The sequence below is a fragment of the Rhodococcus sp. OK302 genome, assembly GCF_002245895.1.
In the GTDB taxonomy this organism is placed as follows: domain Bacteria; phylum Actinomycetota; class Actinomycetes; order Mycobacteriales; family Mycobacteriaceae; genus Rhodococcus_F.
In genome coordinates, this window is the sequence record NZ_NPJZ01000002.1 from 143,448 (window position 1) to 163,686 (window position 20,239).

Here is a 20,239-nt window from a genome sequence, read left to right on the forward strand (position 1 = left end):
GGCTCCGTCTGGGAGAACGTCAAGGTGACGATACCAACCCGTAGGTCGGTTTCCACGGAATACGCTTCGAGGCCGCTTTCGTGGTGCCGATCGGCGAGGGCGACCTCGATGGGCCGTGTAAACAGTGCCACCGCGTGATCGTTGAGCTTCTCCAGCCCGCGCACTCACTAACGGGCAGCCAGCGGCTGTGATCGTCGATGAACTGTGGTGCCCGCCAACTATCGGTGGACGTTCCGTGTTCTGTCCCGGAGGCTGCCGCTGATCCCAATCAGCATGAACGACCCAATAGACCTCTCCTGGCCGGGAGACTGCGTATGAATCCAGACCAGCCCTATCCAAGAGGAAAGCCGATCAGATGGGCATGGCATAAAGCTTGGTCATGCCTCGGATGCATACCTGCCGGTTCGGCGTTCAGAATCACCACGGTGTTGGCCGTGGTAGGCATCTCGATTCTGGGAAAATAAGATGGCTGCAACTATGAGCATGATGTCACCGATAATTCCGATTGCAATCGTCGGTTCACGTGCGACTAGAAATATTAAAAAGAATCGAGCTTGGATAAAAATGAAGGGAATCAGTATCATCGACCGAAAGCTCCGCTTGACACCAAGTTGGTAGAGATACTCAGCGACTAGACACACTGATACGAGTGCCACACTGAAAGGCAAATTATACCATTTCATGGCGTTTTCTATCCAGGATTCCTGCTTGCTAATGAGGTCCCAGCTGATCGGGTACATGCAGACACCAAGAAGAACACTGGTAATCCAGAATATAGTTGGACGTTTTGCGACCTTCTTGGCGCTGCCGATAATCACTAAAGTGACCTCCTATTATGTGGCGAAGATATCACACAATCGCATAAGGCGAGATTGTCACGATGCCCGTTAGCTGGCGACCTGACGCCCGATTTTTTCCACCGGGACATGCCATCCCCCAGCTCACAGCCGTCATTAGCCGCACATCAACCCACCCACCACCGAACAGCTCTCACGGCCCTCCATGCCATCACCAACCACACATAACCCCACCCCGACCCCGAACACACGAAGAGGCTCCCCACCGCACGGTGAGGAGCCAATTCAGACTACACAACAGTAAGGACCGGACCGGTTGCTGCGGGCCAGTCCCTGCTCACCTACCGATCCGAATTACGTTGGGCCCTGTCGTTGAACTTTTGAGCGTCGCCAGAAAGATTGACCTCGGTGTAAAGCCCCTGATTCCGAGACTCCCCTCGAGCAGTTTCCAAGACCTTTGCCAACGCGGATGCAACAGCCTCCTCCGACGAACCAACAAAGGCTGCCGAACGGGCCGCACTGTCGGTGGCGATGATGTCGACGGCGGGCTCAGTCCGGTGCCCGTCGAACACCACGAAGTTGGTGTAGAACTCAAACCCGAACTTGCCGCCATCGGAGTTGAGTTCGGCGATCACACACCACCACAAATCGAACTGGCACAACGAATTCAGCAGCAGATCGTCCCTCGTTGTCTCGACTTCCACCGGGGCGAGGATGTCGCGCCGCAACGGCGGTCTCTCACGGCCGCATGCGCGTGCGACCGCCAGAATGTTGCCGCCTTTTCCTTTGCCGTCATTGTCTGCTCGCAGTACACCGGCGCGGGAAACCTGCACCAATGCGTGGCGAATCCAGCTGGAGTGATCACCTTCGGCGCCGCGGCGCATCCATCTACACCTGACATGTGTCTGCGTCTACGGAATCCGGGCGTGGCCAGAACCGACGTACTTCAGGTGGTGGACCTCATCAAGCACCTTGACCACATCGGCGAAGGTACCCGGATCGGTCAGCACATCGTTCGACGCGGCGATACCGAGAGCGGCCGGGTCGAGGACTCCACGATCGAGCAGCATCAAAGCGAGCTCGGCGGGGTTGTTGCGGCAGCGGTAAATCACCCCGTCGGTACCCGGGTCGGCATCGAGGATCTGATGGCAGGTGGTCCGGGACCAGGTGTAGTCGCCACGATCGCAGCCGACCAACGTCCCCGACAAGTTCAGGGATCGGAGATCGCCGTCCAACAGGGAGGCCACGGTGATGTCGCGGTCCAGGACCATCCTGGTGTAGGTCTTGCCGGCGAGGCGTGTGCGGCGCACGATCCCCGATCGTGGGATGGGGATGTCGCGGAGGATGCCTTCCGCGACCGCACCGGCGAGAGACAAGGCCACGTACAGGTATCCGCCGTGGGATGTGTCGATCGGCTCGAACCTGCCCTGCACCGGGTCACCGAGTGCGCGGATGCCGGAGGCATTGAACGAGTTCGGTGGGTACGGGGAGGCTGTGCCCGAGATCCGATGCAGCTCGGTGCCTGCAGGGATCACCCTGAGCTGCGGGGCTCTGCCGTTGTATCGCTCACTGCTCACCTCGGTCAGTCCATGCCCATCTGCTCGGCCGCTACCATCACATCCACATCAGTCTCCGTGAGAGTCTGCGCGGTGAGCCGTTCCACCGGTCGCTGGTCACCGATCAGCGGGTTCTCGGTGAACCACCAATCCAAGGTCCCCCACGGGTCGAGATCGCACTCCATCAGTCGGTTCGCATACTCGGCGACCGGGCGGATCTGTTTACGCTCGCGGTCGAACTGGAACACCGGGTACCGGTACTGGTTGCCCACCTTCAACCCGAGGAGCTGATGCGCCTTCCTCTTGGCGTTGGCCAGTGCCCGATTCACACTTCCGGATGGCGAGAGGATCTCCGAAACCTCCATCGAGGAGATCGTGTCACCCGAGAGGGAGAGCGGGGACTCGTAGGTGAGATTGCCTGTCGAGGTTTCCAACTCGACCGAGTCACGTCCATGCCGGTCGGTGCCCGCCGCGACAACAGGGCCCGGATCGGCGAGACCTCGAGCGGGGGTCGGCGCCCACGGGGTTTCGTTCTCCGCGGCGCGGGCGGTACGGGTATTGCGCGGCAGTACTTGCAGCGCGATGGTGACCACATCGGTATCGCTGGTATCGAACAACGCCCGCATCACAACACCGCCGGTATCAGCGAGATCGGCGGCATCCAATTCGTTGCGGAACACGTCGGTGAGCCAGTGCAGGGTCAACCCCGTCGCGCGGAGATCGAAGCGCAGTTCGAAGTCCACCTCGATACCGCCGCCCGGGCGGCGCGATGCGGTCTCGAACGAGGAAACCACGGCCGCGATCTCCCGCTTCCATTCCTCTACACTCTTCGGGTGCTCCCGGACAGGCAAGCCGTCGGCCCGGCCACCGGCGAGCCGCGACGCCGGCGGGACTCGGTTCCCACCACGAACCGAAAGCGACAGGCCGCGGCGGGAACGACCGGACGCGGCAACGGTACGGCCTGGCCACCTGCTCGCCGCGGCCGTGGACCCGAACCGACCGGTCATCGCGCTCCGATTCACAATCCGAGCGCGCTCGTGTTCTACATGAACGCTTGATTTCCTCATGACGCACCCCAAACCCGAGAACTACGTTTCTTACGATATGTACAAGTGTAATTATCGTAAGGCGGCATGTCCAGTGAGGCAGTCACTTCCTGCGAGAGCTCTACCGGCCACGGGCCGAGGATCCTGCCCAGGTCCTCGGGCGCGGGAAGCTGCGTGGTGAACCCCGAAATCGCTGGCTTTGGTTGCGGGTTCGACTGCGGTGGCGAATTGCGACTACCTCTCCGGGAGCTCTCGCGCGGGTTGGGCGTGCGCCACAACTGCGGGATATCGCCGGCATCAGCGTTCGCGATGGCACGGATTCCGTCCGCGTCCTGACGGAGAATGTCGGCGAAGTCCCCTCGACTGGACTGTTCCAGTCCGTCGGGAAGGTTCGCACCGGCGCGACTGATGTCGTCCTCGGTCCCGGCGCACCCGGTTAGCCACACCACGATCGACACCGGCTCGTCCTCGACGACCAGCGACTGCTGCGGCGTAGTGAGCAGCGCCTGCACAGACAGCGGATGCACCTCGACTTCGAGTATGAGGAACGATCCGGTCGAGGTGCGGTACCTGACCGGTTGATGTGAACTAGGCGTGCGGACGTAGACCTACTGCCGAACTCCCTCCTCGCACCTGCTTGACAGAAAGCACCAGCAACACCCCAGCTGGAATCCATAAGAAGTCGCAGTCGACATCGGCATTCACCCGTCTGTCCACGAGCTCGAACCCACCACCTCGAGCCAGTAGCCTTCGGGTTGACGCGGAACGTAGGGGGCTTCGATGATCTCGAGATCATCGGATTCGAGTGTGAGAGAAAGGGAGTCGATAGCTTTGGCGAGGTGTTGCGGTTTCGTTGCCCCAATGATCGGTGCAGTAACCGCATCCTGCTGCCGAACCCAGGCGAGGGCGACCTGCGCCCTGGAAACCCCGTGCCGTTCAGCAACCAAACCCACGGCGTCGGCAATTGCTCGATTGGAATCGATGGCCTGCCGGTAGTACGACCCCAGGACCGCATCGGTCTCCGAACGCGGGGTACTTGACTCCCCAACTTGTCGAGTGAGTTCACCACGCGCGAGGGGGCTCCATGGGATAACGCCGACACCACTGTCCTGGCACATCGGGTGCATCTCGCCTTCCTCCTCGCGTTGAAGCAAGTTGTACTGGTCCTGCATCGAGACGAAACGAGTCCACCCAGCCATGTCGGCAACATGTTGAGCCTTCGCAAACTGCCACGCGCACATAGAGGATGCACCGATATACCGGGCCTTGCCTGCACGAACCACGTCGTGCAGCGCCTCCATCGTCTCCTCGACAGGGGTATCCGGATCCCATCGATGGATTTGGTACAAGTCGACGTAGTCCGTGCCGAGACGGCGCAGGCTCTCATCGATCTGCCACAGGATGTGCTTCCCAGATAATCCGCCGCCGTAAGGGCCAGGCCGCATGGGGAAGAACACTTTGGTCGCGATCACCAACTCGTCACGTCGGGCAAGTTCACCCAGCAGGTTGCCGGTGATCTCTTCACTCGTGCCGTCTGAGTACATGTTCGCTGTGTCGAAGGTGGTAATACCAGACTCAATTGCTTTGCGATAGAACGATTTCGCGTCCTCCAACGGCAGAGTCCAGGGATGATTCCCACGGAGGGGATCTCCATAGCTCATGCATCCGAGGATCAGCTGCGACACCTGCAACCCGCTCGCTCCGAGTGGTCGATATTCCATCGTCGTCCTCTCTCTCGTCAATCTTGTCGTGAAGCATCGGGTTCAGCGATGGCGCACTTCCGGCATCATCACCAAGGAAGTGCGGTCCGCGATTTGGACGTAGCACCTCAATGGCATCCTCAGGTGAGCATCGCAGTCGAATGAATAACTCGATCCGATCATTTTCCCGCTCACAAGGATTCGTCCCTCGCACGATTACCGGGCAGTCGTGATTGCCTTGATCGTTAGCGTCAACGGATCAGCCACCCAGCAAGTAGTCGGGTGAGAAATGGGGTGATGACCCACACCATGGAAGCGACCGCAAGAGGCACGATCACTGCCAACCGGGCTGGCGCGGGAACGCCATCCATGAGTGGGGTCAGGACGGTCACCAATACCGTCAGCACCGGGTAGATCCCACACACGGTGAGTAGCCACACCTTCCACGGTCGCGGCACACGAATTGTGGTCGTCGTCAACGAGTCCTCCAAGGGCTCCAGCAGGGTTTCTATGACGCTGAGTCTGGAGCGGTTGACGGAGATGGGGAAGGCCGTGTCGTTCCTAGCAGTGACACGACCAGGAACACTTGCCGCAGGCCGACGCCGGTCCTGGCAGAATTCGGGTGTGACTACACCCGGGCCACTCGGCGACTTCCTTCGGTCGCGGCGATTCGCTGTCCACCCGACTGACGTCGGTCTCCCCGCCGGGCTGGAGTTGCGCCGCACCCCGGGCCTGCGCCGCGAGGAGTTGGCGACTCTGGCCGGTGTCAGCTTCGACTACTACACGCGCCTCGAGCAGGGGCGCGAACGTCGGCCAGGACGTGCTGTGCTCGACAGCCTCGCGCGAGCATTGCGACTCACCAGCGACGATTCGCGCCACCTGACCCAACTGGCGCTTGTAGTCGCTGCCCCACCGGCCGACACCACGTTGGCACCTGCCACGACAGTGCGAGCCGGCATCGACGGCGTCCTCGCCGCTCTGCGTCCCTCACCGGCCTACGTCCTCAACCGGGTGAGTGACATGATCGCCGCGAACCCCGAAGGCCTGGCCCTGTTCCACGGAATCAGTCAGTGGCCAACCGGCCGACGAAACACCGTGCGATACATCTTCACCCACCCCGCCGCCCGCACCCTCTTCGTCGACTGGGAGGCCACCGCCCGGTCGAGCGTCGCACAGTTGCGGAGCATGAACGCACACTGCCCTGCCGACCCCTACTTGCTCGACCTGGTGTCCGAGCTGAGCGCCGCCGACACAACGTTTCGCCGCCTCTGGAACGACCACGCGGTCGGGCCTCGACGGCACACCACGAAGTCGTTCAATCACCCCGATCTCGGGATCTGCGCCTTCAATTTCGAAACACTCCGCCTACCCGAGGACGAGCTCCGTATCTCCGTCTACACAGCCTGCGGAAATACCTCCGCAGGCAACGAGCTGCTCGAGGTGTCCACAGAGAATGCGGAAGGCAACCCGATTAGGGCCCACACCCACGATTAGTGTCGCGACGACTGTTGGAACTTGCCCCATACTGCACGCATCACTGCACGCATCTACGCATGCAAGCATGCTCTCGACAGAAGGCCGTGCTCAGCAACATTGCCGCGCAGCCGAATCCGACCGGCAAGGGAAATCACCAGTGCCCGATCGATATTCGGCACGCCGGGCGGCGTGACGAGATTCCCCGGACTCATACCGGCGATATTCGTAAAAGTCGGAACCTCAAGGGTCAGGGCCGCTTCGGCACGTTCCTGGTTACAGTGGCCGGACGAACTGCCGCGCGACTTAGAGACGTTCGATGATCGTCCCCGTCGCCAAAGCGCCCCCGCAGCACATCGCGATCAGAGCAGTGGCGGCGTCGCGACGCTCTGCCATGACATCACCACCGACGCAAAAGCCTCGTTCACTTCGAACAGGTCGATGTCGCCAATCGACATCGATGCCCGCTGCAGCACCCGTTCGGTGGCGGCGCTCGGCCCGTCGAGGTGGTAGTACGGTTCCGCCCCCACCAAAGCCTGGGAGACGATCCGTGCGCGGGGCCGCAGCCCCAGCTCGGCGGCGCGGTCGGAATCCATCACGAGGATCGCGGACGCTCCGTCGGAGATCTGCGACGAGCTACCCGCGGTGTGCATACCTCCCTCGAGCATGGGAGTCAGGCGCGCCAAGCCTTCGATCGTGCTCTCACGAGGTCCCTGATCTCGGTACACCAGATCGGTCTCGCCCGTCGGTGTCCCATTCGCCATCACGGGCACCTTGAGCGGAACGACTTCACTATCGAACCGGCCCTCCGACCAGGCACGCAGAGCCTTGTCCTGGGAATGAAGAGCGAATGCGTCGGTGTCGGCGCGGGTGAACCCCCGGCGGTGGGCGATGCGTTCGGCTGCCTCGAACTGGGTCGGCATGTCGATCGTCCACGACGTCGGCCGCGGGGTGCCGAACTCTCCGTTGCCGCGATTTGCGCCGAGTGGGACTCGGCTCATCGACTCGACACCGCACGCAATACCTGCCGCGATCACTCCGGTCTCGATCAGTGCGGAGATGAGACCTGTTGCCTGTTGCGCGGATCCGCACTGTGAGTCGATCGTCGTCGCGCCCGTGCCCTGCGGTAGCCCTGCGTGCAGCCACGCGGTTCGGGTGATGTTTCCGGCCTGCTCGCCGGCCTGAGTGACGTTGCCGCCGATGACCTGTTCGACGAGCTTCGGGTCGAGCGCCGACCTCTCGAGTAGTGCGGAAATCGTGTTGCCCAGGATCTCGGCGGGGTGCAGGCCGGATAACCAGCCGCCGCGCTTGCCGATGGGGCTGCGGACGGCTTCGACGATGACGGGACTGCCCATGGTGTGCTCCTCGGATGGGGCCCGGAAGACGAATGAACCGGAACGACGAAGACTGGTGAGTTGGAAATTCCAACTACCTAGTCGGACTGTAGCGAGAGTCGGTTGGATATGGCAACCTACTGGGATGAGCGCAGATAACGAGACCCCTCCGTTGCAGCCGCGTCGCCGCCCTGCCAACGAGGTACCCGGACGCCCCTGCTCGATTGCCACCACACTCTCCATGGTGGGAGAGCGCTGGACCCTGCTTGTCGTCCGCGAGCTCAGCCTCGGCAATCATCGATTCAGTCAAATCGCTGACGGCACAGGAGCTTCCAGGGACATCCTCACCGCAAGGCTGCGCGCCATGGAATCGGGCGGGCTGGTGTATCGGCAGCGTTACCAGGACCATCCACCCCGCTCCGAGTACCATCTCACCGCCGCCGGCAAGGATCTCTACCCGTTTCTGGCGGCGATGCGGGAATGGGGCGACCGCTGGCTGGTGGACGAACCCCCGGTCTCGTTCGCCCATACCTGTGGCCATCAGGTGACCATCGTGCCGCGCTGCGCGCACTGCCGCGTTGATGTCGATCTCGCCGAGAACGGCGCCGTGACGGCAACATCGCATACACCGGAATGGACCAGGCACAACCCCGACTAGCTAGTGGCGTGTCTCGCAAAGAAACAGGATCACTTCATCGCCGAACTCCTGCACGACACCGGCCTCGTGCACACCCAGGTCCTCTGCGAGTCCACCGAATCCGAGAAGACACGCCTACCCCATGGCCCAGAAGCCGACACAGGAATTGCTGCGCGGAGGTCAGTGAACTGCTCGGCCTGTGCGAACACAGCTCGCCAAAACGTGTCGATTTGCACCGAAGATTAGCGAGACGCGACGCCAGATTAGCGAGGTAGGTGGCGGAGGATCCGCGTCTGACGCGGATCCGTTCAGCGCCGCAGTTCGGGATTCATCACCGGACCACCCATACGGGAACGCCCGGTTCAGGGTTGCGGTTGGCCTATCGGGACCGATTGACGACGTCCGACATACAGATCAGTGCGATACGGGATAAGGATGCGGCCGAGCGGCCGAACCAGTTCAGCAACGTCATTCAGCGCTGTTCTTCGTGCTGCGTCCGGGAGATTGGCGACCCAACTCCATGACGCCACCTGGGCGAGGAAAGCATCGTGGCCAAGTGATTGTCCGTGAGTCGCGTTGGTGTGCTGGAGGGTCTCGAACAAACGGGTACTTTCGAGTGTCTTCTGCCAAGTGACGCTGGCCGGGTACTCGCCCGCCGACTCCTTGTGGTGCGAAAGTATGCGCCGGAGGTCCGGCAGCCATGGTGTGGTGTCCACGGTCCACGTGGGCGTGTTCCACAAAAGCGCGAGTCCCCCATCGGGCTTGAGGACTCGGGCGATTTCGCTGGTAGCAGTTGCTATTTCGAACCAGTTCAGCGGCCGCGACCAGCAACGCATCATCGTCGGTGTTGGTGACGATGCCCTTCGCGTGCAACTGCTCTTTCAGCTTCCACAGCTGTGGAGACCGCACCCGCAACATGGCAGTGCCTGTCTGTGCAACGAACTCGTCAGTCGTACACCGGGCCACGACGCGACCGCGATCGATGACGACCAAGTCCTCGGCGAGCACCGAAATCTCCGCCGCGACACGGCTGGAAACGAAAACAGTTCGCCCCTCGCCGCTCAACCGAGCCAACAAGCCTCGAACCCAGACGATGTCTTCAGGCTCGCGATCGTCGAACGGCTCGTCGAGAATCACCACAGCAGGGTCGCCGAGCAACGCAGCAGCCAGGGCAAGTCGTTGCAACATCCCACCAGAGAAATACTGGACATGCTGATCCGCGGCAAACATCAGATCCACCTGCTCGAGGACTGCGTCCACGCGTCGCACGGAAAGCCCACCGGAGCGCGCCAGGCAGCGCAGATGGGTACGAGCCGAGCGATGCGGATACACCCAATCCGCATCGAGTACCGCCCCCACCTTCGTGGGCGGCCGTTCCAGCTCCCGAAACGGTCGGCCGTCGATGTAGGCATGTCCGCTCGTGGAATGATCAAGACCGATCAGCATCCGCAGGATGGTCGATTTACCGGAGTCCTTGCGTCCGAGCAGCCCCGTGATTCGCCCCTCACGCACTGTGAACGACATATCGTCAACAGCAAGGATATCGCCGTAGTGTTTCGTCAACCGGCACGCCTCGATCACCGTGTTCCCCTCCCCCAACATGGATTATGCCCCGCTGCGCAGCAGTATTCACCAGATTTCCCGTAGCCTACGGGTTCCATCTACGACGAATCGACAGGCTCCGATTAAGATGCCTACCTGTGTCAATTCCCGCCATTTTGAAGACAAGATTCCAACGGGACCTGTACACTTGCATGACCGATTAGCCCCCACAACTGGGGTTTTGCCATACAAATTCTACGGCTCGAACAGACTGGCGGGGACGTTGTCGAAGAACTTAGTGAAGTATGCAAAAGTGGCGATTATGGTTTCCGTTGCTGCAATCCTCGGGGTGGAAGCATATTTTATATTTCCGGAACTGCAGAAATATTGGCCTAACCGAAATAACATCCAATTGGAGTGGTTCCTCGGTGCGATCGCATTTGCGGCGATATCAATGGATAGTTTCGCCCAGGTGCAGCGGGTTCTTCTGCGATCCGCGGGCATAGTTGTCCCCCAGCGGGAGTCCGTTGCTGCAATCTATGCCGCCAACTCGATAAGTATGACCGTTCCGGGAGGTCCGGTCCTCTCCACCGCCTTTCTCTACAAAAGGCAACGAGAGTGGGGGGCAACGCCCGGAATTGCGTCGTGGCAGCTTTTGATTGGAGGGGCACTACAGGGTATCGGGTTGGCTGTGCTGGGAATACTAGGCACTGGCTCGCTGGGGACTTCCGGAAACAAACTATCGTTGGCCATCTCATTGGCCGGAATGCTCCTCCTGATTGCAGTCGGAATATTTTTTTCGAAAAGTGGCACGGCTGCGAAATCTTTGATCGCCGGAATTCTTCGGCAAGTAAATGTATTATTCAAGAGGCCGGCCGACTCTGGAAACGACAAAGTTGTCAACTTTTTCTATCAGCTGGAATCGGTAGAGCTACGCAAACGTAATTTAGCGTCTGCATTCGGCTGGTCTATTTTCAACTGGATATCCGATATTGGATGCCTGCTCTGTGCGTGTTACGCCACCGGATCTGATATTTCGATTGCTGCAGTCGCTGTTGCATACTCGGCGAGTAAGGTAGCGGGCACTGCCACGCCGTGGATTCCTGGTGGAATCGGAGTGGTTGACGTCGTTCTCATTGCGATGCTCGTCTCGAGTGGAATTCCGCCAGCGGAGGCTGGATTAGCTGTGTTGGTTTATCGGATAGTCAGCTTGGTTTTGGTTACTGTGGCGGGCTGGGTAATATTTCTTGTCAAGTACCGGACCTTGGGTGGGGTTAGGGTCCCAATTTCTTCGTAACAGAGTTCGTTAGTGTTCTGCCATCAATCATTAGTGCTGCAATCAAATTGGCCGCGGCGAAATGGTCGACTGCAGGTGGTGCAATCTGTCGGCGGGAATGAGGTTGCAGTACCTCAATTTCGCGTGCTCGTTAGGCTCATCTGGGGATCTACCAAGGGTGTTAACGTAGCTCGCCAGGAGAATTCCGCTTCAGAATCGAGGAGCATCCGTTGTTCACTTCTAGCCTGAACCCGCGACAATACGAGAAGTTGCATGGCATATTTCTGGCCATGTGCGGCGTAGCCGCATCCACTGGCGTGGCCCTGCTGGCCAGCGCTTTTTTCGATTATGCCAGAGGCGTCGACGGTGCTGTCACGATGTTCGCACTGTCAGTCGGCGCAGTTGGCACCGGCATCCTGGAAAAGTTGTCACGAAATCGACATAGTACCGGTGTGCCGATCGCCTTCCTGATCATGAATTTTGCCCTCACGGCAGCGGGTGTCTGGATATTGACGGATCTCATCCCTCGCTGAATCGCAGAAGGCGTCAGATGCCGGGGCGCGACGTCGCATTCGACGCGAATGTCATGACGTAGACGGCTGGGAACCCGACTCGCGCAATACTTCACGACACTTCACGACCTGAGCGACATCGAGTTCGGGAAGTCCGGTGACAGCGATGCCACCATCATGCCAACCACCATCGGCGGCCGGCTTTCCTATCCGACTGATGACGGCAAGTACTGGTTTCATGGCCTGGATCTAGTCTGATCCTGAAAAAACATAGTACTTCTGCAAGAGAAAATTCATTGACGTAGCGGCAGCCTGGGAAATCACCCAGGCTGCCGTCAGCGTAAAATCCCCCGAACTGATGAAACGGCGCGCGATCCCGTCGACAACGATCGCGATAAGGAAGCAGATCAGATATACCAGTGTGGCGCGCACCTTTTCCTTGGCGCTGCGATTTCCTGCAAACGTGAATCTGCTGTTCAGTGAGTAGGCGAGTGAGCTGCCTACGGCGAAGCTGATTCCTCGACTCACAGCCGGGTTCAGCCCGAGGGAAAGTAGCGCTGATCGCGTACCGAAATCGAAGACGGCACCCGCAGTTCCAACCATACAGAACAGCAAGATGCGCTTATAAGTCCGAAAGAACGAACGCCCGCCTGCCGCGAAACCATCGGTAACGCTGCCCATGAAACCCCTTGCGCTTAGTTGCGGACGTTGCCCCCCAGACGGGATACCAGTAACTGATGATGATCGGAGACTGCGTGCGCGTATCGGTTGTTCGCGTATCCACAATGGGGGGTAATCCGCCAGCCCACCATTACGCTGCATGCCAGCGCAAGGCTGGCCTATGATTACTTTTGCCTGATTTCAACCTTGCTGCGATCTTCCGGTTTAGAATTGACGTCCAAAAATACAAACCTTTTCATCGCCCACCATCGAAATGCTGTTGCCATCAGTGTGCCGATAATGATCCCGCTAACGAAGTCGGCAATATTCTCGACAAAGAAGGACACGTCGGGAGTTCTAAGATCCAAAATATAGCGCGAGGACCACAGCGGAATCTGATTGATTATCACGCCAACTCCCGCCACTCCGAAGAAGAGTGCAGATTCATGATGGCGCGGCCGGCCACCTCGATCAGCGAAAGACCACTCCTTGTTCAGAACATAGGAGATAATCGTCGAAACTAGGATGGCGATAATATTTGCTGTGACAGGATTATCTTGAAGTACCGTCCACTTGAGGCCGAAGAAAAGAACAGTAGTGGTAACGAGGGTTATTGCTCCCACCGTCAGGAATTTGATCAGTTCCGAGTTCTTCAACAAGCGTCCGAGCCATGGCTCCGGAATGCGCGCCACGATGTACTCAACCAGTTTCAATTTTCCCCCAGCGCATCTCCGCAACTCGCCTACGCTGCGAGCGGAAACATCGACGATATGTTCATTTGGTCTCTAACTCAATATCAATGGACGTTACCACAACGGCGCGTACTTCCGACCGGCACTCGCTTAGGCGGAGGACTAAAATGGCACGCTGCTGCACATTTGTCCCCCTAAACACGGTGACTAACACTGCGTTCAATTATGTGGCTGTCAGTTTCAGAAGACAACTGCATGTGTCCTGTCAGCGTTCGATGTCGCGGCCGCGCTGCTTCTGCTGATCGGGCTGTTCGCATTGGCGAGGCCAGATCATAGCGCGGATGTTGCGCTCCTATCTCCGGTGAGGGTGAACCTGGTTGATCGCGATCACCGACACCGCGTCGTTGCCCAGTTGGTGACGTAGGTGCCGGCACGACTCGTTCAAGAAGCTACGGCGCATGCTCTGAATCCCACGGGAGAGTCCTGAGACTTACTAATTTGAGCAATGCATGTAGTGGAGAATCGGAAAGAATGTGCCGATAAGTTCGGCAGTGCACGTAGAGGCAGTTATCCACCGAAAGTACTAGTAATTTCTCCCAGGTCTCCTACTAAAGTACTAAGAAATTTAGCTGCATAGTTCAGTTAAATGTGACACATCCGACAAATTTCCGAAAAAGGTGATTCTCTCTACACTGCTCCCTTTACTGTCCCAAACTATGAATTCCTCTCCGCGATGGGCAGGACCGTTGAAGTCGGCTAGAACGGCTGGGCGCCGAACTGGCACGCGGGTGGGCTGGCCGTCGTGGCCGTGATTACCCCATTGCTGCTCGCCGGCTGCTCGTCGGACAGCCCGACCGCGGAACCCTCTGCGAGCGCCGCGGAATCGACATCCGTCGAGGCGAACACGGGATCAGGCGGATGCGATGCGGTGTCGAGGTACTCGGGGGCGAGCCTGTTCGGGCTGGAATGGCTTCTCGCTTACAAGAAGGACCCGTCCGCCTCCGATGTGACCCTGCGGCGCTGCCACTACGTGCACAACACGGACAACGACGACGAGCACCAACCCAACTTGCACATCAGGCTTATGACCGGGGACCTCGCTCCGGCGCCATCGCTCGTCCCCGACGGCGCCGAGATGCAGAGAATCCTTCTCTCGCTCCCTGAATCGACCGATCCGGGACGGGGGCGCTGCGGCCCTGTGGGTGGTCAAGTGAACAACTTCGACGAGTACACCGTAATCGACCAGTACGGGGTGTCGGTGGCGAAGTTTCAGACGAGCGAGTACGGAAGTTGCGGCGTACGCAATGTGATTCCCCGGGCGTTGATTCCCCCGGCGTGACGTCGTAGAACTCTCGCCCAGGCCGCTGGCCTGCCGTCCGGACAACTCCGGCGGCAGGCCAGCGGCCTGTCGGGACAACGGACTCGGTGCCAGTCGTCACGAATCAGCTGGCATCGTTGTCGATCGCTCAGGCTACTGGTCGCTCGATCCACTGAGCTAGTGGTTCGATATCGCCGAGATCTACGACCCGTCCCGGCGGGAAAGTCTTCCACCGCCGCAAACCGCTAGCACTAAAGTCGGATCTTCGAGCAAACCGCTCCGGCAGTCTCCACAACCGGAATACGCTTGAGGGAATTCTGCGTCAAACACACCCCGCTACGTCCGCATCCAACGTTCCGGGGAATGCATCGCCGGATAGTGAGATCTTCCTTAGTCTCGCCGTGACCCGACCAGCGCCGCACGCAACGTGCCAAAAAATTCGTGAAAGACATGCCAGACAATCTCGAGAGTCACAACTGCCGGATCATCTACCGGCCGGCATCGGACAGTTGTCACCAATTCTTTCGTCGACACGATCACGCATACGGGGCGGTATGCAGCCGCGACCGCGTGTCGTCAGCGGCCGGAGTGTGCGGTGTGGCGGGCCCCAATTTCCCTGTTGGTGCCTGCCACACCGCTCCCCGCGCCTGAGCGGGAGTGCTGAACGTGTGAGTGTGCCGGTGACCATACCGGCGTCACACACTCAGCGGGCCGATGCAGAGCATCGGACGAGGTCAAGGATATCCTCAGCCACCGACCAGGCAGCATTCAGACCAGGCAGCTTTCACCCGAGAACCGATGCCACCCTTCACGGTTCGGTCGGTTCGGCGGTGAGCACCTGTGCGCGGATGACGCGGTAGCGGCTCAGCAGATCGGTCATCGCCTCGTCGGGGTGTGCCAGCTCCGGCAGGTCACAGCCTTCCCGCAGTAGCTCGTCGGTGAATTCGATCTGTTGACGGCATTGACGCAACATGGTTGCGGTCACAGGCTTTTCGCCGAGCTTGCGGGTGAGGTAGTCGATGTGGCCGCCGAGACTGTGTCCGGGATTTTGGATTCCGCTGCCGCCGCGGCGTGTCGAGATCATGTCGATCCAGTCGGCGAGTTCGCCCCGCGCTGCCTCGTTCTCCACTGCCGTCTGTAGGGACGCATCGACAGCGGCCGGGGAGGTGATGTCGGTGCACGGGTGGCCGTGGCGGGCGAAGATGTCGACGAGCTGGCGGTTGGCGAGCTCGTCGCGGCGACTCCACCACCAGGATGTGCGGAGGAAGACGGCCGCAGATGGTGGCATGGGCGCTGTGTCGGTCATGTGAACCCTTCGGCGGCGAGATCATGTGGGGGGATGTGTGTTTCACGGGGTTCCACGCATTCGAGCGTAACGTGGCTCGACTGTCGTTCCAGGTGATCGCAGCACCGTTGGGACGAACCTCCGATTCGAAAGATCCGGCCAGGGCGGTCGACGCAGAACTGCCAACGTGGCGATCACGGCGGACACCAATCCGATAAACTCGGCCATCAAAGCCAACCTGGTGAGATCCAACGCCGGCGACCACGACGCCTTGCCATCGTGAATCAAGAACACTCCGACCGGCACCGGACCACCCCCTCGCCTTCGATGCAGACGCGCAACTGTAACGATCGTGGTTCCGTCGCTCGTCTCATAAGGTTCACCGAAGACGTTCGCGACCTCCATCTCTGCTCGACTTCGCTCCACGGTCCCCTGAATCTCCATGGCCACCCTTCCTGCATTGCTCGTCAACGGCTCGGCAGTAATCGACTTCATCATCGTCGCATCGAAACAGCGGCACTGTGTGCGTATCGACTCAAGGCCGAACTGCAGCGACTAGTGTATGAACCGCGGCGTTCGCGAAGAAAGTTCATGCAGTTCAGCGACTTTCGTTATGAACACAGCAGATCACAACAGGTGTGGCACGGATGACCTTCGCGCCGAGTCGGGTCTCACGCCATGCGCACGCTGGGGGCGTGACGCTCAGCGCATTGATGGCCGGAACCGATCGATGATCCGTTCTGGATCAACGGTCTCCGGCACGCGGCGCCGCAGTAGAGCGTCTAGTGCGAGTCCGTCCAGCGCCGCAACCAATTCGGTGGCATCGTCGGACGGCATGCCGAGTTCGATCAATCCGTCGACGAATCGGTCCCGGCCGAGCACCAGTTCCGCTGCGAGGGCGGCGTCGTGGAAGGACGCGATGATCAGTTCGTAGCGGGCTCGAGTCCGGGCCGACTCCGGACCCAGCCACCTCGCGATCTGCTGCCGCGGCGTTTCACCTGGTCGAGGCAGGTCGCCGCTGAGCAAATGACGCACCATGTCCAGCACCAGACCTTGTTGGTTGGCGAAATAGTGCCGCGCGCTGCCGTGGGGCACACCGGCCTCGTCCTCCACGCCACGCATCGACCAGCCCCGGAACCCCACCCGCCCGAGTAGTTCGAGTCCGGCGTCCAGAAGTGTTTCCCGCGTCGATTTCTCCACCTAGAGAAGGTACCGTGCTAATTTCTTCTCCGAATGGAGAAATTCTCCATTCGGAGAAACGGATCTATTCAAGTTGATCCCAAGAGAGGGAAAGCAATGGTCATCTTCTTTGACGCCCTATTCGCGCTGAGCATCGCCATGATCACCTGGTTCGGCGGGTACGTCGTCTATCGCTTGGTGTCCGACGAATCGGGTCGACGATAAGCTTCCAAGTCGCGAGCGCTTGATCACGCAAGTGCCGCAAAGGATCTCGACGGCATAATCGCGACCGATTGCGCCACCCCGCGGCCGACGCGATCAGTGTCCGTCCCGGAAAGGCGTTTGCCGAAAGTCGACGGCGTGCACGCATCTGAATACTTGCGGTGCCTTCTCAGGCCTGTTGCGCAGCAATGCTTCGAGGTTCGAGGTTCGTCGGTAGATGCGTCGATAACCTAGCAGTGGAACAGGCGACTGCATCGAATACTGTTGCGGGGAGTGCAATCTAGTGCCCCGAGTTTGAAGTTGTTTTACGGTCAGCTTTCGCCAGGATCTGCTCGGCAGCTTTCGTCCAGACGAACGGCTGCGCCCGCGGATTCCACCCGTTGATGAACTCTCGGATCTTCGTCGTGAGTTCGCGGACACTGCGGAAAGTGCCGCGGCGGATCGCTTGGCGTTCGATGATCCCGAACCACACCTCGACCAGGTTCATCCACGACGCCGATGTCGGGGTGAAATGAACGTGGATCCGCGAGTTCGCCGCCAGCCACTCGCGGACCTCGGCCTTCTTGTGAGTGGCGTAGTTGTCCATCACCAGGTGAAATTCCTGCTTCGGATACACCCGCGCAACATGCTTGAGGAACACCAGAAACTCCTGGTGACGGTGCCGCGGTCGGCAGATCCCGGTCACTTTCCCGGTCGCGATCTCCAACGCCGCGAACAAGGTGGTGGTGCCATGGCGAACGTAGTCGTGGGTTTGCTTCTCAGGGATCCCGATCTGCATCGGCAACGTCGGAGCCGTCCGATCCAATGCCTGGATCTGCGACTTCTCGTCCACGCACAGGGCGATCGCGTTCTCCGGCGGATCGAGATACAACCGACGATGTCGGTCACCTTCGCGACCAGTTCCGGATCTGTGGAGAACTTGAATGTCTCACTGCGCCAAGGCTGCACGCCGTACTCGCGCCAGATGCGTGCGGCCGTGCCGTACCCGATCCCCAAGTGTGTTGCGAGCAGGCGTGAACTCCAGTGTGTGACACCGCCTCAACGATGAGGGCGGTGCTCGGCAGCGACTCGCTGTCCTCCAAAACACGGTGGGTGAACAATATTTCGGTCGAACTACTCGCCCACCACAGGTACTGTCGTTGATGACGACTGGCGTTGGCTCGTTCGAGTCCATCGCTGCGCGTGGTCCACGACACGGACTTCCCACCGCGCCCTCGGTACCGTCTCCCGCCTTTGGCGATCGACACCATCGACGTCCAGTTCTGCACTACGACAACATGAAAGGACAACAGATGACTTCCGGCCAGCTGACGGCATCCTCTCTCCCCCTCAACGCACGAATCACCGCACCAGACACCGTGGAAATACCTGCAATCGGCGAGGACCTGGCTTGGCGAGCGGCAACGAAAAACGACATCCCCGCGCTGTTCGACCTCATGCGCTCCGCCGGCGCAGTCGACCATCCACGCACCCTGGTGATGATGGACGAGATCGAGGAAAAGTTCGCCGACGACGACTTCGACCCCACCGTCGATTCAGTTATCGCGTTCGACCCCTCGGGACGGGCTGTCGCTTTCGCGACGGCGACGCTGCTGTCGAGCCAAGAAACAATCGTGTGGGTCTCCCTGCACGGCGCCGTGCACCCCGACCGACGCGGTGAGGGAATCGGGAGCGCCCTGATCCGCTGGCAAGAAGGCCGCGGCCTGCAGCACCTCGCCGGATCCGACAAGCTCCTCCCCGGCTGGCTGTCGTCCGATGCCCAGGAAAACGCCACGGCAACAGTGCGATTGCTCCACCGGAACGGATACGAGTCGCTGCGCTGGTGGTATGAACTCGAGCGCGACCTCGCCGATCCGATCCCACACATCAGCCACGACCCGGACGTGCGGATCGTGCCGTACGGGCCCGAATGGTCCGAACCGACCCGGCTCGCCCACAACGATGCGTTTCGCGATCATTGGGGTAGCCAGCCCGTCAGCCGCGCCGACTGGGAGGCCGGCGACCGCCTCAGCGCCTCCAGGCCAGATCTGTCATTCCTCGCTGTCGCCCGCGCCGACCACGGACAGGACAGAGTCGTTGCCTACGTGCTAAGCGAGGCAAACGAGGAAGAGTGGCAGATCCACGGGTACCCCTTCGGATACATCTATGCCGTAGGGGTCGTTCGACAGTGGCGCGGGCGAAACCTGGCTCGCGCGCTGCTGACGCACGCCATGCGCGCCTACAAGGACAAGGGCCTCGAGCGCGCGACGCTCGAGGTCGACTCGGAGAGCCCCACCGGCGCGGTATCCCTGTACGAGGGACTGGGATTCACCACCGTCGACCGCTCGATCAGTCTCGTGAAACAGTTCTGACGGCAATCAATGTAAACATCAGGAAGTACACCACCGGCGACCCGAACACCTACCTCGAGATTGTCCGCGCGGACGTCCCCGGAACCGGGGACACGGCGCGCGCTGAGTTCAACCCGGGCGCGGCGGCTCTGTTCGCGTTGCGGGTTGTCCGACCGGGGCTTGCAGAGAATCCCCATCAGCCGACCCGACGACTCGGTGGCCGGAGCGGTAGTCGAAACCGGGGCGGCGCGGTTCACCAGTTCCACAGCCACCGAGGATGATTCGGCGTGATGAACCCAATGGTCAAGGTCAGAGCGACCTCGACAACCACCCACGCACCACGATCGACATCCCTGGAGCGCTGAGGCGCGGGCCCCTCAAAGCGCACTCGAGAGGGTGCAGCTCAGCGTCCCCGACATTCTGGGCCCACTCGTCCTCAAGGGCGCCCGTGTCATGTCGTTCCGACAACGACCTTGGTCTCAACAGGTCAACGCATCCGTGGCGAGAACATGTCACTGCCCCCGATCATTCGGTACCAACAGCCCGCACTGTCACCTGGTCCCGTAACTCATGCCGGCGCCCTGGGAATATGACATGTCCCTCGTCTTGTGCCACGACACCGACGTGATCTGGGTTCGCGACGTGTGCCGGGATCACGACGATCGGAGCAGACAAATCTG

21 protein-coding genes and 2 pseudogenes are annotated in these 20,239 nt (G+C 60.2%); 7 read left to right on the forward strand and 16 right to left on the reverse strand.

Annotation, left to right across the window (positions count from 1 at the left end; all coding sequences use genetic code 11):
- Positions 1-377: 377 nt before the first annotated feature.
- The 6 genes from BDB13_RS28190 to BDB13_RS28215 all read right to left on the reverse strand — a co-directional run bounded on the left by BDB13_RS28190 (position 378) and on the right by BDB13_RS28215 (position 5,120).
- Positions 378-818, reverse strand: coding sequence for a hypothetical protein (locus tag BDB13_RS28190; protein ID WP_094275370.1), 441 nt, complete (start codon positions 816-818; stop codon positions 378-380).
- A 320-nt stretch (positions 819-1,138) separates the two neighbouring features.
- Positions 1,139-1,681, reverse strand: a complete 543-nt coding sequence (locus BDB13_RS28195) for a hypothetical protein (RefSeq protein WP_094275371.1) — start codon at positions 1,679-1,681, stop codon at positions 1,139-1,141.
- Positions 1,682-1,708: 27 nt separating this feature from the next.
- Positions 1,709-2,374 carry an RES family NAD+ phosphorylase gene (locus BDB13_RS28200; protein ID WP_176459765.1) on the reverse strand — a complete coding sequence of 222 codons (666 nt, stop codon included), beginning with the start codon at positions 2,372-2,374 and terminating at the stop codon, positions 1,709-1,711.
- Positions 2,375-2,379: 5 nt separating this feature from the next.
- Complete coding sequence (locus tag BDB13_RS28205; RefSeq protein ID WP_094275373.1) at positions 2,380-3,360, reverse strand: hypothetical protein; 981 nt, start codon at positions 3,358-3,360, stop codon at positions 2,380-2,382.
- 56 nt (positions 3,361-3,416) lie between these two features.
- A complete protein-coding gene (locus BDB13_RS28210; RefSeq protein ID WP_141210728.1) occupies positions 3,417-3,926 on the reverse strand; it encodes a hypothetical protein in 510 nt (169 codons plus the stop codon).
- A gap of 174 nt (positions 3,927-4,100) precedes the next feature.
- Positions 4,101-5,120 (reverse strand): aldo/keto reductase, encoded by a 1,020-nt coding sequence (locus tag BDB13_RS28215; RefSeq protein WP_094275375.1) that lies wholly within the window; start codon positions 5,118-5,120, stop codon positions 4,101-4,103.
- On the opposite strand from BDB13_RS28215, the gene BDB13_RS32355 reads away from it, so the two are divergent.
- Entirely contained in the window at positions 5,059-5,223 is a 165-nt protein-coding gene (locus BDB13_RS32355; protein ID WP_176459753.1) for a hypothetical protein, read from the forward strand. The genes BDB13_RS28215 and BDB13_RS32355 overlap by 62 nt on opposite strands.
- Before the next feature lie 127 nt (positions 5,224-5,350).
- Here the strand turns inward: BDB13_RS32355 and BDB13_RS28220 are convergent, their stop codons facing one another.
- Positions 5,351-5,578, reverse strand: coding sequence for a hypothetical protein (locus tag BDB13_RS28220; protein ID WP_141210729.1), 228 nt, complete (start codon positions 5,576-5,578; stop codon positions 5,351-5,353).
- Between the two features lie 145 nt (positions 5,579-5,723).
- On the opposite strand from BDB13_RS28220, the gene BDB13_RS28225 reads away from it, so the two are divergent.
- The gene (locus BDB13_RS28225; protein WP_176459766.1) at positions 5,724-6,593 is read left to right on the forward strand and encodes a helix-turn-helix transcriptional regulator; all 870 of its coding nucleotides are present in this window, start codon (positions 5,724-5,726) and stop codon (positions 6,591-6,593) included.
- A 285-nt stretch (positions 6,594-6,878) separates the two neighbouring features.
- Here the strand turns inward: BDB13_RS28225 and BDB13_RS28230 are convergent.
- Positions 6,879-7,927 (reverse strand): annotated as a pseudogene (locus BDB13_RS28230) (acetyl-CoA C-acyltransferase).
- A gap of 124 nt (positions 7,928-8,051) precedes the next feature.
- Here BDB13_RS28230 and BDB13_RS28235 point away from each other — a divergent pair.
- Positions 8,052-8,564, forward strand: a complete 513-nt coding sequence (locus BDB13_RS28235) for a winged helix-turn-helix transcriptional regulator (protein ID WP_217902177.1) — start codon at positions 8,052-8,054, stop codon at positions 8,562-8,564.
- Between the two features lie 447 nt (positions 8,565-9,011).
- On the opposite strand, the gene BDB13_RS28245 is transcribed toward BDB13_RS28235, so the two are convergent.
- On the reverse strand, positions 9,012-10,106 hold the full coding sequence (locus tag BDB13_RS28245; protein WP_176459767.1) for an ATP-binding cassette domain-containing protein: 1,095 nt from the start codon (positions 10,104-10,106) through the stop codon (positions 9,012-9,014).
- A 262-nt stretch (positions 10,107-10,368) separates the two neighbouring features.
- On the opposite strand from BDB13_RS28245, the gene BDB13_RS28250 reads away from it, so the two are divergent.
- Both BDB13_RS28250 and BDB13_RS28255 read left to right on the forward strand, forming a co-directional pair.
- Positions 10,369-11,382: a lysylphosphatidylglycerol synthase transmembrane domain-containing protein gene (locus BDB13_RS28250; protein WP_176459768.1), complete on the forward strand. Its 1,014-nt coding sequence runs from the start codon at positions 10,369-10,371 to the stop codon at positions 11,380-11,382.
- A 209-nt stretch (positions 11,383-11,591) separates the two neighbouring features.
- Positions 11,592-11,894, forward strand: a complete 303-nt coding sequence (locus BDB13_RS28255) for a hypothetical protein (RefSeq protein WP_141210730.1) — start codon at positions 11,592-11,594, stop codon at positions 11,892-11,894.
- A gap of 51 nt (positions 11,895-11,945) precedes the next feature.
- On the opposite strand, the gene BDB13_RS32360 is transcribed toward BDB13_RS28255, so the two are convergent.
- From BDB13_RS32360 to BDB13_RS28265, 3 genes are all read right to left on the reverse strand, one after another.
- Complete coding sequence (locus BDB13_RS32360) at positions 11,946-12,113, reverse strand: hypothetical protein (protein WP_176459769.1); 168 nt, start codon at positions 12,111-12,113, stop codon at positions 11,946-11,948.
- A gap of 9 nt (positions 12,114-12,122) precedes the next feature.
- On the reverse strand, positions 12,123-12,554 hold the full coding sequence (locus BDB13_RS28260) for a GtrA family protein (RefSeq protein ID WP_094275383.1): 432 nt from the start codon (positions 12,552-12,554) through the stop codon (positions 12,123-12,125).
- 164 nt (positions 12,555-12,718) lie between these two features.
- A complete protein-coding gene (locus tag BDB13_RS28265) occupies positions 12,719-13,225 on the reverse strand; it encodes a GtrA family protein (protein WP_254923093.1) in 507 nt (168 codons plus the stop codon).
- An 802-nt stretch (positions 13,226-14,027) separates the two neighbouring features.
- On the opposite strand from BDB13_RS28265, the gene BDB13_RS28270 reads away from it, so the two are divergent.
- Complete coding sequence (locus BDB13_RS28270; RefSeq protein ID WP_141210731.1) at positions 14,028-14,564, forward strand: hypothetical protein; 537 nt, start codon at positions 14,028-14,030, stop codon at positions 14,562-14,564.
- 787 nt (positions 14,565-15,351) lie between these two features.
- Here the strand turns inward: BDB13_RS28270 and BDB13_RS28275 are convergent.
- From BDB13_RS28275 to BDB13_RS28295, 4 genes and pseudogenes are all read right to left on the reverse strand, one after another.
- Positions 15,352-15,849, reverse strand: coding sequence for a hypothetical protein (locus BDB13_RS28275; protein WP_094275385.1), 498 nt, complete (start codon positions 15,847-15,849; stop codon positions 15,352-15,354).
- Positions 15,850-15,891: 42 nt separating this feature from the next.
- Positions 15,892-16,326 carry a hypothetical protein gene (locus BDB13_RS28280; protein ID WP_369597478.1) on the reverse strand — a complete coding sequence of 145 codons (435 nt, stop codon included), beginning with the start codon at positions 16,324-16,326 and terminating at the stop codon, positions 15,892-15,894.
- 204 nt (positions 16,327-16,530) lie between these two features.
- Positions 16,531-17,028 carry a TetR/AcrR family transcriptional regulator gene (locus tag BDB13_RS28285; RefSeq protein WP_094275386.1) on the reverse strand — a complete coding sequence of 166 codons (498 nt, stop codon included), beginning with the start codon at positions 17,026-17,028 and terminating at the stop codon, positions 16,531-16,533.
- 481 nt (positions 17,029-17,509) lie between these two features.
- Positions 17,510-18,261, reverse strand: a pseudogene (locus BDB13_RS28295) (IS630 family transposase); the annotation flags it as partial.
- A 260-nt stretch (positions 18,262-18,521) separates the two neighbouring features.
- Between BDB13_RS28295 and BDB13_RS28300 the strand changes: the two are divergent.
- Positions 18,522-19,580 (forward strand): GNAT family N-acetyltransferase, encoded by a 1,059-nt coding sequence (locus tag BDB13_RS28300; RefSeq protein ID WP_094275903.1) that lies wholly within the window; start codon positions 18,522-18,524, stop codon positions 19,578-19,580.
- Positions 19,581-20,239 lie beyond the last annotated feature (659 nt).